At 74.7% G+C, this 13,413-nt stretch carries 8 protein-coding genes and 1 pseudogene; 6 read left to right on the top strand and 3 right to left on the bottom strand.

The window, feature by feature from the left end:
* The first annotated feature begins 33 nt into the window (after positions 1 to 33).
* The 4 genes and pseudogenes from KV205_RS30170 (at position 34) to KV205_RS30155 (ending at position 7,573) form a co-directional block, all read left to right on the top strand.
* Positions 34 to 3,834, top strand: a pseudogene (locus KV205_RS30170) (S8 family serine peptidase).
* Positions 3,835 to 3,957: 123 nt separating this feature from the next.
* Positions 3,958 to 5,286: a protein phosphatase 2C domain-containing protein gene (locus KV205_RS30165; RefSeq protein WP_265867924.1), complete on the top strand. Its 1,329-nt coding sequence runs from the start codon at positions 3,958 to 3,960 to the stop codon at positions 5,284 to 5,286.
* Positions 5,287 to 5,327: 41 nt separating this feature from the next.
* Positions 5,328 to 7,070, top strand: coding sequence for a pyruvate dehydrogenase (locus KV205_RS30160; RefSeq protein WP_265867923.1), 1,743 nt, complete (start codon positions 5,328 to 5,330; stop codon positions 7,068 to 7,070).
* A gap of 101 nt (positions 7,071 to 7,171) precedes the next feature.
* Positions 7,172 to 7,573 (top strand): ATP-binding protein, encoded by a 402-nt coding sequence (locus KV205_RS30155; protein ID WP_265867922.1) that lies wholly within the window; start codon positions 7,172 to 7,174, stop codon positions 7,571 to 7,573.
* Between the two features lie 55 nt (positions 7,574 to 7,628).
* Here KV205_RS30155 and KV205_RS30150 read toward each other — a convergent pair whose 3' ends face one another.
* Together KV205_RS30150 and KV205_RS30145 are read right to left on the bottom strand one after the other, a co-directional pair.
* A complete protein-coding gene (locus KV205_RS30150; protein WP_265867921.1) occupies positions 7,629 to 8,711 on the bottom strand; it encodes a DUF2637 domain-containing protein in 1,083 nt (360 codons plus the stop codon).
* A gap of 222 nt (positions 8,712 to 8,933) precedes the next feature.
* Positions 8,934 to 9,794 (bottom strand): (2Fe-2S)-binding protein, encoded by an 861-nt coding sequence (locus tag KV205_RS30145; protein ID WP_265867920.1) that lies wholly within the window; start codon positions 9,792 to 9,794, stop codon positions 8,934 to 8,936.
* Between the two features lie 149 nt (positions 9,795 to 9,943).
* On the opposite strand from KV205_RS30145, the gene KV205_RS30140 reads away from it, so the two are divergent.
* Positions 9,944 to 10,717: a GntR family transcriptional regulator gene (locus KV205_RS30140; protein ID WP_265867919.1), complete on the top strand. Its 774-nt coding sequence runs from the start codon at positions 9,944 to 9,946 to the stop codon at positions 10,715 to 10,717.
* 73 nt (positions 10,718 to 10,790) lie between these two features.
* Complete coding sequence (locus tag KV205_RS30135; protein WP_265867918.1) at positions 10,791 to 12,329, top strand: WD40 repeat domain-containing protein; 1,539 nt, start codon at positions 10,791 to 10,793, stop codon at positions 12,327 to 12,329.
* Between the two features lie 154 nt (positions 12,330 to 12,483).
* Here KV205_RS30135 and KV205_RS30130 read toward each other — a convergent pair whose 3' ends face one another.
* Complete coding sequence (locus KV205_RS30130) at positions 12,484 to 13,251, bottom strand: hypothetical protein (protein ID WP_265868002.1); 768 nt, start codon at positions 13,249 to 13,251, stop codon at positions 12,484 to 12,486.
* Positions 13,252 to 13,413 lie beyond the last annotated feature (162 nt).

Below are 13,413 nucleotides of genomic sequence, written 5' to 3'. Positions count from 1 at the left end.
TGCCCGCATGTCCGGATTCAGATGGGGAGAGCGATGCGCCCGATTACGCGTACGGCCCTGGGGGCGGCGACCGCCGCCGTCCTGGCCGTCACCGCGGTCGCGGCGTCCGCGGCCGCAGCGCCGCAGGACGCCCGGACGACCAGCACCGGCACCGGCTCCGGCGAGCGGCCGCTGGTCGGCAGCGAGGCCGCCGCCCGGGCCGGGCAGCGGCCCGTCACGGTCACCCTCGTCACCGGCGACCGGGTCGTGGTGACCCGGGACGCCGCGGGCGCCCCGGCCGCCGCCGCGCTGCCCCGCGAGGACGGCACCGTGCCCTTCGTGCAGACCCGCCGCTCGGGCCAGGACCTCTACGTCTACCCCGAGGGCGCCACCACCGCCCTTGCCGCCGGCCGCGTCGACGAGGAGCTCTTCAACGTCACCGGCCTGATCCGGCAGGGTTACGACGACACCGCCTCCGCCACCCTGCCGCTCATCGCCGTCTACGGCGCCGACCTCGCGACCGCCCGCTCCGCGCCGCCCGCCCCGCGCGGCGCCACCCGCGGCCAGGTCCTGAAGACCGTCGACGGCGTCGCGCTGAAGGCGGACAAGAAGCAGGCCGCCGCGTTCTGGAAGGACGTCGAGGCCCCGGCCGCCCGCAGCGCCTCCGGTCTCCAGAAGCTCTGGCTCGACCGCAAGGTCCAGGCCACTTTGGAGCGCTCCACCGGCCAGGTCCACGCCCCCGAGGCCTGGGCCGCCGGCTACGACGGCACCGGCACCAAGGTCGCCGTCCTCGACACCGGCGCCGACGCCGAACACCCCGACCTGAAGGGCCGGATCGTCGCCCAGGAGAACTTCACCGACTCCGCCACCGCCGGCGACCGTCAGGGCCACGGCACCCACACCATGTCCACCGTCGGCGGCACGGGCGCCGCGAGCGGCGGCAAGAAGAAGGGCGTCGCGCCCGGCGCGCAGCTGCTCAACGGCAAGGTGCTCAACGACGGCGGCTCCGGCGCCACTTCATGGATCATCGCCGGCATGGAATGGGCCGTCGCGCAGGGCGCCGACGTCGTCTCCATGAGCCTCGGCGACCCCTCGCAGACCGACTGCTCCGACCCGATGAGCCAGGCCACCGAACAACTGGCCCGGAGCAAGGGCACGTTGTTCGTCATAGCCGCCGGCAACACCGGCCCCGGCGGCAACACCGTCTCCGCCCCCGGCTGCGCGCCGAGCGTGCTCACCGTCGGCGCCGTCGACCGCGACGACTCCACCGCGTACTTCTCCAGCCGCGGCCCCACGGCCAACGCCGCCCACACCCTCAAGCCGGAGATCACCGCCCCCGGCGTCGGCATCTCCGCCGCCGCGGCCGGCGGCCGGGGCGTCTACGCCTACCAGTCGATGTCCGGTACGTCGATGGCCACCCCGCACGTCGCGGGCGCCGCCGCGATCGTCAAGCAGCGCCACCCCGACTGGACCGCGCAGCAGATCAAGGCCGCCCTGGTGTCCTCCGCCGACAGCGGCGTCCCCGGCGACGCCCGCGAGACCGGCGGCGGCCGCCTCGACGTCGAGGCCGCCACCGGCCAGACCGTCCTCGGCGCCCCCGCCGTCCAGGCCGGCGGCTACGGCTGGCCGCAGATCAAGGGCGACCGCGGCACCGCCTCCGTCCCCTACACCAACACCGGCGACAAGCCCGTCACCCTCTCCCTCGCCGTCCGGAGGGTCACCGGCAACGACGGCTCCGCCGTCCGCTCCGGCGTCGCCCGCCTCGGCCGGAGCACCGTCACCGTCCCGGCCGGCGGGACCGTCCAGGTCCCCCTCGCCATCGACCCGACCGCCCGCCTGGAGCGCGCCCAGTACGGCGACATCACCGGCCGCGTGGTCGCCACCGGCCCCGACGGCGTGCACGTCTCCACCCCGTTCGCGCTGTACGTCGAGCCCGAAACCGTCTCCCTGCGCGTCAAACTGATCGATCGTCAGGGCAAGCCCGCCGCCGGCGCGTCCTCGCTCGACGTCATCGGCACCGACGACGCCTCCGGCGAGCGCCGCTTCAACGAGGGCGCCGGCGACCAGGTCTACCGTCTGCGCGCCGGCAGCTACTTCCTCTCCTCCTTCGTCACCACCCCCGACGCGGGCGCCCCGGCGGGCAGCGCGGTCCTCAACGACTCGATCAGCTACCTGGCCCGGCCGCAGCTGAACCTGACGAAGGACACCACGGTCGTCCTCGACGCCCGCAAGGCCCACCGCCTCACCGTGCGCGCCCAGCAGCCCACCGAACTCCGCGGCGCCACCCTCGCGTTCGCCCGCTCCTGGGACGACACCTGGCTGCACGCCGGCACCGCCGCCGGACCGCGCACCATCCGCGGCTACTACGCCTCCGTCGAAGGCCGCGCCGAGGACGGCGGCTTCGAGTTCGGCAGCTACTGGCGCGCCGCCGCCCCGCAGATCGGCGCGCTGCACACCACCGACGGCCTCGCCCTGCACCCGCTGACCGCCTCCACCGGCTCCGACAACCTCGACGGCACCGGCTCCGCCCGGCTCGTCGACGCGGGCACCGGCACCCCCGACGAACTCGCCGCCGCCCAGGTCAAGGACCGGATCGCACTGGTCCGGCTGCCCGACGACAGCACCGCCGCGGGCGCCCTGGCCCGCAACGCCAAGACGGCCGGCGCGCTCGCCGTCATCACCTACCACCAGGCCCCCGGGCGCTGGTACCCGACCGGCGGCTTCACCGGCCTCGGCCTGCCCGTCCTCTCCGTGCCCGCGGACGAGGCCGCCCGGCTGACCGAACGGCTCACCGCCGGCGAGGTCACCCTCGCCTGGCAGGCCACCGCCAGGAGCCCGTACACCTACAGCCTCGCCTTCCCCGAGACCGGCCCGATCCGCGACGACCGCACCTACCGGGTGAAGGACGGCGCCCTCGGCCGCACCGACACCCGCCTCGGCTCGGCCGGCACCGCCACCGACTTCGTCGAGTTCCCCGCCGCCCACCGGCCCGACGGCCAGGCGATCTCCTTCGGCTCGCTGGAGAGCATCCCCGCCCCGGGCACCCGCACCGACTACCACACGCCCGGCGACACCGTCTGGCAGTCCCTGGTCGGCAGCAGCTTCCCGTTCGGCGAACTGATGGTCGGCGAACGGCACGCCTACACCGCCGGCGAGCGGCGCACCGAGACCTGGTACGACGACGTCATCGCCCCCACCGCCCCGCGCGACGCCGCCGGCGCGCCGGTCCTCGTCGCCGAACGCCAGGGCGACCTCATCGGCTTCGCCGACGCCATGTGGGGCGACCGCAGCCACCACGCCGAGCCCGGCTCCTTCGGCGACATCGGCAACCTGACGCTGCGCAGGGACGGTACGGAAATCGGCACCACCGGCTGGCCGTTCGGCGTCTTCGAGGTGCCGGCCGAGCCCGGCACGTACACCCTCGAACAGAACGTCATGAAGATCGGCAACCGGGCCTGGGCCCGCTCCACCTCCGTCAACTCCGTGTGGGAATTCACCTCGAAGCGCGACGAGAGCGTCTATTCTCAGAGCATCCCGATTCTCTTCCCCCGGTACGACCTTCCGGAGGACGGACTCAAGACCCTCGCCGCCACCGACGGCCAGCACATCGGCCTCGGCGTGACGGGTCACGCGGGCTACACCCCCGCCGCGATCGCCTCGGCCACCCTCGCGTACTCCTACGACGGGGGCACCACCTGGACCGAGGCGCGGGTCACCCACCAGGGCGACGCCTGGACCGCGACCGTCGACCACGCGGACGCCGGCGGCAAGCAGGTCACCCTGAAAACCTAACTGACGGACGCCCACGGCAACTCCGTCACCCAGACCGTGGTCCGCGCTTACGACGTGCGCTGATCACGCCGGTCCGCCGGGCGTCCTTCCCGTGGGGGGTGGGGTCGTCCGGCGGACCACTCTTTCGGCCCAGAGCTTTTCCCGATGTCCCGTTTTCTGACGCCCTGTGCGGTGGACAATAAGGGCATGACTCAGCAGGGGGACAGCAACTGGTGGGACAAGCTGTACGACGAGGACGCGCAGGACACCGCACCCGCGCCCACGCCGGACAGCCTCGACGAGCGCTACGACTCCGCCGCGGCGACCACGACCGAGCTCCCGGCCCCGCCGCCGCCCGCGGCCCCGGCCGACCGGGACCCGCGCCTCGCCCCGGACCCGGAGCCGGACCTGCTGCCGGACCCGGAGCCGCCGCCCGAGCCGCCGGCCGCCGCCACCGAGCCGCCGCCCACGCCGACCGTGCAGGTCCCCGCGCCCCGGCCCCGTACCGGACACGTCGGAACCCGGCCGCCCACCTACGACCCCGAGCCGACCCACCTGCCCGCCGCCCGGCCCGGCGAACTCGACGGCCTCGTCGCCGACACCGTCCTCGACGGCGCCCGCTACGGCGGCTACACCCTGCGCGCCGTCTCCGTCCGCGGCGACTCCGCCCGCTTCCGCGGCGAACCCCGCCGCGACGCCCTGCTCACCGCCCGCTTCGGCCACGACGAGACCGCCCTCGTGCTCGTCGCCGTCGCCGCCGGACGGCGCGGCTCCGACCACACCCACCTCGCCGCCGCCGACGCCTGCCGCTGGATCGCCGAGTCCGTCGGCCGCAGCCACACCCGGCTCTCCGAGGACATCCGGGCCGGCCGCCGCGGCGACCTCAAGTCCGGACTGCACCGGCTCACCGACCGCACCTACGGCAAGCTCCGCTCCCGCGCCGCCGAACGCGACCTCGACCCCGAGGAGTACACCGCGGGCCTGCGCTGCCTGCTGCTCTCCGCCGACCCCGAGTGCCGCACCCGGATCTTCTTCGGCATCGGCACCGGCGGCCTCTTCCGGCTCCGCGACGGCTCCTGGCAGGACATCGAGCCGCTGCTCCCCGAACCCGCCGCGACCGTCGGCGCACCCGTCGTCGGCTACGGCTCCCGGCCCGTGCCGCCCGCCCGGACCGTGCTCGGCGAGGACGACCCGGCCGGGTACGACCTCCCCGAGGCCGGCGAGGACGGCGACCGGCTCACCATGCGGCTCGGTGTCACCGACGCCCCCGGCCGCCCCTACGTCGAGGACCCCCTGCCGCCGCCCGCCGAACCGTTCCGCTTCCGGGCCTCGGTCGCCCAGCCCGGCGACACCCTGCTGCTCGCCTCCCACGGCCTCGCCGAACCCATGCGCGGCGAACCCGCCCTCGCCCATGAACTCGCCGCCCGCTGGTCCGCCGCCGAACCCCCCGGCCTCGCCGCCTTCCTCGCCGACACCCAGCTGCGCGTCACCGGCTACGCCGACGACCGCACCGGCGTCGCCGTCTGGGAGGCGTAACTCAAAGAGCACAACCCCGGCGGCCATGGGTTGATGGATCCATGGCCAAACAGAACGTCGCAGAACAGTTCGTCGACATCCTCGTGCGCGCCGGCGTCCAGCGTCTCTACGGCGTGGTCGGCGACAGCCTGAACCCTGTCGTCGACGCCATCCGCCGCAACGGCTCCATCGACTGGATCCAGGTGCGGCACGAGGAGGTCGCCGCGTTCGCGGCCGGCGCCGAGGCCCAGATCACCGGCCGGCTCGCCGCCTGCGCCGGCTCGTGCGGCCCCGGCAACCTCCACCTCATCAACGGCCTGTACGACGCGCACCGCTCGATGGCCCCGGTGCTCGCCCTCGCCTCCCAGATCCCGTCCAGCGAGATCGGCCTCGGCTACTTCCAGGAGACCCACCCCGACCAGCTGTTCCGCGAGTGCAGCCACTACAGCGAGCTGATCTCCAACCCGCGCCAGATGCCCCGGCTGCTGCAGACCGCGATCCAGCACGCCGTCGGCCAGGGCGGCGTCAGCGTGGTCTCGCTGCCCGGCGACATCGCCGCCCAGCCGGCCCCCGAGAAGGCCGCCCAGAGCGCACTCGTCACCTCCCGGCCCACCGTCCGCCCCGGCGACGCGGAGATCGACGACCTCGTGCGGATGATCGACTCCGCCGAACGGGTGACGCTGTTCTGCGGCAGCGGCACCGCCGGCGCGCACGCCGAGGTCATGCAGTTCGCCGAGCGGGTGAAGTCGCCCGTCGGCCACGCGCTGCGCGGCAAGGAGTGGATCCAGTACGACAACCCGTTCGACGTCGGCATGAGCGGACTACTCGGCTACGGCGCCGCCTACGAGGCCACCCACGAGTGCGACCTGCTGATCCTGCTCGGCACCGACTTCCCGTACAACGCCTTCCTGCCCGACGACGTGAAGATCGTCCAGATCGACGTACGGCCCGAGCGGCTCGGCCGGCGCTCCAAGCTGGACCTGGCCGTCTGGGGCGACGTCCGCGAGACCCTGCGCTGCGTCATCCCGCGGGTCCGCGCCAAGACCGACCGGCGCTTCCTCGACAAGATGCTGAAGAAGCACGCCGACGCCCTGGAGGGCGTGGTCAAGGCCTACACCCGCAAGGTCGAGAAGCACGTGCCCATCCACCCCGAGTACGTGGCCTCCGTGCTCGACGAACTCGCCGACGACGACGCCGTCTTCACCGTCGACACCGGCATGTGCAACGTGTGGGCCGCCCGCTATCTCACCCCCAACGGACGCCGCCGGATCATCGGCTCCTTCAGCCACGGCTCCATGGCCAACGCGCTGCCGCAGGCCATCGGCGCCCAGTTCACCGACCGCGGCCGGCAGGTGGTGTCACTGTCCGGCGACGGCGGATTCACCATGCTCATGGGCGACTTCCTCACCCTGGTCCAGTACGACCTGCCGGTGAAGGTGATCGTCTTCAACAACTCCTCGCTCGGCATGGTCGAACTGGAGATGCTGGTCTCCGGACTGCCCTCGTACGGAACCACCAACAAGAACCCCGACTTCGCCGCCATCGCGCGCGCCGCCGGCGCCTACGGGGTGCGGGTCGAGAAGCCCAAGCAGCTCGCGGGCGCCCTCAAGGACGCCTTCAAGCAGAAGGGCCCGGCGCTCGTGGACGTCGTCACCGACCCCAACGCGCTGTCCATCCCGCCCAGGATCAGCGCCGAGATGGTCACCGGATTCGCCCTGTCCGCCAGCAAGATCGTGCTCGACGGGGGAGTGGGCCGGATGCTCCAGCTGGCCCGGTCCAACCTGCGCAACGTCCCGCGCCCCTGAGGCACGGCGTCCTGACGGTCCGTGCACACCGATGAATGCCGCCCTCCCAGCCGGGCATGCATCCCCGTGAGCCTGTTCGACGCGACGACGGGGTGGGGGATATGGCCGGGGAGGCGACCAAGCCGACTCAACTGCTCAGAAAGGTGGGATGCGCGGATCTCACCGCGGTACCGGAGGTACGGCATGCCTTGCGCGCGATGCTGGGATCGTGGGGCGGGCCGGGCGCCTCCGACGTCGCCGAACTCCTCACCAGCGAGCTGGTGACCAACGCGCTCGTCCACACCGAGCACGGCGCGGTCGTCACCGCCACCGTGCTCCCCGGACAACTCAGGGTCGAGGTGCGGGACTTCGTGTCCGGACTCGACGGCCCGCGGGTACCGCCCGCCGACGACGGTACGCACGGGCGCGGTCTGGTCCTGGTCCAGGCCCTCGCCGACTCCTGGGGCGTGGAGAACCACGGCGTGGGCAAGGTCGTCTGGTTCGAACTGTCCGGGACGGACTGAACGGCGGGGCCGCCCGAGGAGTTTCTCGGGCGGCCCCGCCGTTCAGGGGTGCAGTTCAGCCGAACTGCTGCTCCAGGTCCGCGAGTTTGCGTTCCAGGGAGTCGAGGCGCGGCAGCGCCTGGGTGTCGTCCTCGGCGGTGAGGTCCACCGTCCGGGACTCGCCCGTGCGCGGCTCAGCGCCCTTGACGGCTTGCAGGGAGGGTCGGGAGCGAAGCGGCAGCTGTCCGGGGTCGGCTATGGCGGGCTCCGCGACGGCGGCCGGCACCGGCCCCGTCGCGGAGCCCACACCGCCGCTGCCACCGGCCGCGCCGAGGGCCGCCACGTCGACCTGGCGGCCGGCCCGGCCGAACGCCCGGTGCTGGCGGTTTATCGCCTTCAGGCGCGCCCGGTCCAGCTTGGCCTGCTCCCGCCGGCGGATCCGGTTCTGCTCCTTCTCCCGCCGGTCCTCGCGCACCTCGTCCACGGCCTCGTCCAGTGTCCGTACGCCTTCCAGGAGCATCAGCGACCAGGCGCCGAAGGTCTCCCGGGGCGCCCGCAGCCAGCGGACCATCCGGATCTGCGGCAGCGGCCTCGGGATCAGGCCCTGCTCGCGCAGCGCGGCCCGCCGGGTCTGCTTCAGGGCCCGGTCGAAGAGGACCGCCGCCGAGAGGGACATCCCCGCGAAGAACTGCGGGGCGCCCGCGTGGTCGATGCCGCGCGGCGCGTGCACCCAGTTGAACCAGGCCGCGGCTCCCGCGAACATCCACACCAGGAGGCGCGAGCCGAGCGCCGCGTCACCGTGGCTGGCCTCGCGGACGGCGAGCACCGAACAGAACATCGCGGCGCCGTCGAGACCGAACGGGACCAGGTACTCCCAGCCCCCGGTGAGGTTGAGGTTCTGCCGGCCGAAGCCGACGAGCCCGTGGAAGGAGAGCGCCGCCGCGACCGCGGCGCAGCAGAAGAGCAGCACGTAGGAGGCGGTGCCGTAGACGGCCTCCTTGCGTCTGCGGCGTTCCTCGCTGCGCTCCCAGGAGTCGTCGGCCGCGGCCTGGTCAGCGGCGCGCTTCCCGCGCGCGAGCACCGCCACCGCCGTCAGGACTCCCGCCACCATGACGCCGCCCGGAAGCAGCCAGTCCAGCGATATGTCGGTCAGTCTCATGCGGTGTCCCTTTGTCGTCTCGCATGTCGTCTCGCAGAGAGGGCGATACGGCGGCCCATATTGGCCGACCGCACGAGGCGGGCACGGGGTTTCGGGACAAGAGCACGCCATTGGGGTCGCACGGCATACGAATAGGTGCGATCTGGTCGAACTGTCGCACGAGGGCGTTGAGTTGCGTTCGAATGCGACCACCCCTGCGGGTGGTGTGACCGCAGGGGAGGGTCAGCCGGTCGCGGCGAGCCGGCGGACCCGCTCCGGGTCGGCCGTACGGGGACAGGTCAGACAGGTGTCCTCGGGGCGCAGCGTGTAGAAGAAGCAGCAGGTGACCCGGTCACGGGTCGCGCGCGCCGCGCCGCCGCAGGCCTCCGCCGAGCCGGGCAGCTCCCGGAAGCCCGCCGTCCCCACGTACGGGCGCGCCGTCCCCGGCATCAGCCGCTCCAGGTCGGCCAGGGCCCGGTCCTCCTCGCCGAGCAGCGCCGCGATGTACCAGAGGCTCTCGACGACCTCGTCGGTCACCATTCCCCACAGCGCCCGCCGGCCCCGCCGCATCCGGGGCCCGAAGCCCGCGAGCACCGCCTCGAAGTGCTCGGCCAGCGCGTCCCGCGCCGCCGCCCGCAGCGCCTCCTCGTCCGCCACCACGCGGGCGCCGGGCAGCTCCGCCAGTGGATCCCCCGGCAGGCACCAGAACTCCTCCACCCGCACCGCGATCCGGCCCAGCGCCCGCTGGAAGGACAGCTCCCGGGCCGGCAGCCGGGGCACCCGGCGGTGCAGGAACCAGGGGAGCGTCACGAGCAGGCACACCGGCCACGCGTACCGGTGCAGCCCGAAGCCGGCCACCACGTCCGGGCGGGCGGCCCTCTTGTAGTCCCGCAGCACCTGCGCCTCGTCCCAGGCGAGGAAGGCGTCCAGACCGTCCCCGCCGGCGCCCAGCTCCTCCGCGGTCACCCAGCCCGGTCCGCGCGGCAGCCGTTCGTCCCCGGCCAGCTCCTCCACACGCAGACCGGTGAAGACCTCGGCGAGCCGTGCGTAGGCGGCGGCGACGGGCGAGGCGGAGGGTGACGGCAGCAGAGCGGGCACGGCCATGCGGGACCACCGAATCACGATCGTTAGCAGGTTAGCCTTACCTTACCCGACCGGTGCGGTGTTTGAACTGCGACGCCGTCCGCCTATCGTGCACGGGGGACCCCGGCACCGCGAGCCGGGCCCCGGCACGACGGCGCAGGAGGACCCCGGTGGAGCAGGGCAGCACACGCGGGCGGACGACCGGCCGCCCCGACCCCGCGGCGTACGGCGACCCGGCACCCGCCCGGGTACCCGAGCAGACCGCCCGCGGCGAACACACCCACAGCGAGCCCCCGGCCCCCGGTCTCGGCGAGCCCCGCGCCGTACGCCGGCACTCCGTCCGCGGCCAGATCCTCCAGGCCCTGCGCACCGCCCTCGTCGGCGGCGAACTCGTCCCCGGCGAGGTCTACTCCGCCCCCGCCCTCGGCGAACGCTTCGGCGTCTCCGCCACCCCCGTCCGCGAGGCCATGCAGCAGCTCGCCACCGAGGGCGCCGTCGAGGTCGTCCCCAACCGCGGCTTCCGCGTCACCGAACGCACCCCCCGCGAACTCGCCGAACTCGCCGAGGTCCGCGCCCTCATCGAGGTCCCCGTCATGCTCCGGCTCGCCCGCACCGTGCCCGCCGAACGCTGGGCCGAACTCCGCCCGCTCGCCGAGGCCACCGGCGCCGCCGCCGCCCGCGGCGACCGCGCCCACTACGCCGAGTCCGACCGCGCCTTCCACCGGGCCGTCCTCGCCCTCGCCGGCAACGAACAGCTCCTCGCCGTCGCCGACGACCTCCACCGCCGCTCCCAGTGGCCGCTCGTCAGCGCCCCCGCCACCCGCCACGGCGAACTCGTCGCCGACGCCGCCGAGCACACCGCCCTCCTCGACGCCCTGATCGCCCAGGATCTCGCGGTCGTCTCCGCACTCGTACGGGAGCACTTCACCGGAGCGCAGCACTGACGACTAAGGTCGACAGTGTCAGCCTGTTACTCCGTTCGAACCGCGCCGACCCGCGACCGACCGAGAGGTGTCCATGCCGTCCGTCCGCGCGGAGCGCCCCGGGGCCGCGGCCCTGCTCGGCTGGCTCACCGACCCCGACGCGCCCCGCCTCTGCCTCGTCACCGGAGGCCCCGGGCTGCTCGACTGGCTCGCCGCGCACGGCCCCCGGGCCGCCGGGCGGCACCGCAGCGCCCGCGCGCTCGTCCCGCTGACCGGGCGCACCGCGCTCGGCACCGCCTGGGCCGTCGCCGACCACCTCGGGGTCGTGGCCGCCTCGCCCGGCGACCTCGTCCGCGCCCTCGCCACCGGCGAGACCGGCCGCACCGCGCGCACCGTGCTGCTCCTTCCCGCGCTGCACGCCGCCGCCGAGCCCGCGGCCGTCGCCGCCCTCGTGACCGACCTGGCCCGGCTCGGCCGGGTGCGGGTGGTCGTCGAGGCGCGGCCCGGGACCGCCGCGTACGCGCTGCTCGCGGAGGGCCGGGTGACGGTCGTCGACGCGGAGGTCGAGGACGAGGACGGGGAGCGGGAGAACCCCGTGCCGGCCCCCTCCCTCGGCAGCGGGCTCTCCGACCCCGCCCTCGTCTGCGCCGCCGACCCCGTCGCCGTCACCACCGGCTACGAGAGCGACCCCGGCGACGCCCACGGCGGCCTCCGCACCGCCTGGCTGCGCGCCGGGCAGGCGCTCTGCGCGGCCCGCACCCCCGCCGACCGGGCCCTCGTGCTGCTCGGCGTCCTCGGCGACGGCGCCGACCCCCGGCTCCGGCCCGCCCTGGAGGAGCTGGCCGCGCCCGCGCCCTGGCGGGTGCGCTGGACCCGGGTCACCGGCGACGTCGCCCCGCCCTGGCCCGGGCCGGTGGGCGCGCTCGCCGTACAGGGCGGCACCCTGCTCGCCGCCGACCTCGGCGGCACCGTACGGCTGCTCGCCGCCACCGACGCCCGGCCGCTCGGGCGGCTCGACCACCCGGTCACCGGGCGGGTCACCGCCCTCGCGCCCGCGCCCGACGGGACGGTGCTGCTGCTCGACGAGCGGGGCCGGCTGCACACCGTACGCGGCCGGGAGCCCCGCGCCCCGTACCTGCACCGGCTCACCGAGGCCGTCTCCACCACCCTCAGCCGGCACCCCGGCACGGCGCTCGCCGCGATCGCCGGGTCCGTGGTGGTGGGGGACCGGCTGGGGTCCGTACACGCCTTCGGCCTGACCGGGCTGCACCAGGCGGCCCTGCACAGCGGCCGGGTCACGGCGGTCGCCGCGGTCGAGTCCGCGACGCCGTTCGTGTGCAGCGGCGGCACGGACGGCGCGGTGCGCCGCTGGACCCCCGGCAAGGAGGCCGACCCCCGCCCGCTCGCCGAGCGCCGCGCCCCGGTGGTCTCGCTCGCCGCGACCGAGACCCCGCACGGCCCGATCCTCGCCGCCGCCTGGGCCGACGGCACGGTCGAACTCCACGACGTCGACCGCCGCACCCACCTCGCCTTCCGCCCCGGCCCCCCGGTCCGCTCCGTCGCGGTCACCGACGACGGCGCGCTGATCGTCGGCCTGGACGAGGCGCTGATACGCCTTGAGCGGGTGGGCTGAGGCCGGGGGCGCGGTGGCCGTTCCGGTGACCGCATTCGGGACTGCATGATTTACGGCGCGGCACGCTCTGTCGAGACCTGAACGCCCTGAACTCCGCGCCACAAATCACGCTTTACGTCCCGAACGCGGCCCCCTGCACGTCCCCCACGCCCCCTCAGATCGCCGGCCGCGGCGTCAACTGGGCCGCCAGCCACGTCGGTACGCCGCCCAGGAGGCGGAAGAGGCGGCCCGCCTCGGCGCGCAGCCGGCCCGCTTCCGGCTCGGTCTCGGTGGCCGCGAGGGAGGCGAGGGCCGGGGCCGTGCCCACGAGGTAGCCCAACTCCTCGCGGATCCGCAGGGATTCGGCGAAGCCGTGCCGCGCCTCCGCCAACTCGCCCTCGCGCAGCGCCAGTCCGGCGAGGTGCCGCCAGGTCGAGGAGAGCAGCAGCGCGTCCTCGTGGGCGGTGGCGCCCGCGTGGGCGCGGCGCAGGGCGGCGCGGGCGGCCTGCGGGGAGTCGCCGAGGTTCTGCGCGACCAGCCCGCGCCGGTAGTCCAGGAGGGCCCGCCCTGCGGTGTCGGTGCCGACGAGCGCGGCGGCCCGGCCCAGCGCCGCGCGGGCCTCGTCGGCCCGGTCCCGTACCCCGAGCAGGGTCGACGCGTAGGCGAGATGGCCGCGTTCGCAGGCCGCCGCCCCGCGTTCCTCGTCGGTGCGGGCGACCGCCTCGGCGGCGCGCAGCGCCTCCTCGGCCTCGGCCCAGCCCTGTTCGGTGTAGAGACAGCGTTCGATCAGGAGGGCCGCCCGTTCCAGGGCGGCGGCGGGCTCCGTCGCGCGGGGGGCGAGGAGTTCGGCGGCGTCCGTCCAGCAGCCGCGGGAGCGAAGTCTCCAGATCGCGGTCTCCAGTGGGGTTCCCCGGCCGTACGCCACATTGCCCTCCCCGAGCACGCCATCGAGCTGTGAGTAGGACGGCATCTCAGCACGAACGGGGGCACGGGCCAAGGGGGTGGGTGAAAGTTTTCACAAAGAGGCGGGGGTCCGGAGCGCGGCGGCAAGCGGGACGGGGCGGCACGTGGCTGCCGCCCCGTCAGGTCGCTTGATCACCCGATG

Source organism: Streptomyces sp. SKN60 (assembly GCF_026236535.1).
In the GTDB taxonomy this organism is placed as follows: Bacteria; Actinomycetota; Actinomycetes; order Streptomycetales; family Streptomycetaceae; genus Streptomyces.
The sequence above is the reverse complement of the archived record's forward strand: the minus strand, read 5'-3'. Positions and strand labels throughout refer to the sequence as shown.

What these genes read in the sequence shown, in the direction of transcription:
- KV205_RS30165 (WP_265867924.1), top strand. Translation starts at nt 3,958, where the DNA reads ATGACTCAGCAGGGGGACAGCAACTGGTGGGACAAGCTGTACGACGAG.
- KV205_RS30160 (WP_265867923.1), top strand. Translation starts at nt 5,328, where the DNA reads ATGGCCAAACAGAACGTCGCAGAACAGTTCGTCGACATCCTCGTGCGC.
- KV205_RS30155 (WP_265867922.1), top strand. Translation starts at nt 7,172, where the DNA reads ATGGCCGGGGAGGCGACCAAGCCGACTCAACTGCTCAGAAAGGTGGGA.
- KV205_RS30150 (WP_265867921.1), bottom strand. Translation starts at nt 8,711, where the DNA reads ATGAGACTGACCGACATATCGCTGGACTGGCTGCTTCCGGGCGGCGTC.
- KV205_RS30145 (WP_265867920.1), bottom strand. Translation starts at nt 9,794, where the DNA reads ATGGCCGTGCCCGCTCTGCTGCCGTCACCCTCCGCCTCGCCCGTCGCC.
- KV205_RS30135 (WP_265867918.1), top strand. Translation starts at nt 10,791, where the DNA reads ATGCCGTCCGTCCGCGCGGAGCGCCCCGGGGCCGCGGCCCTGCTCGGC.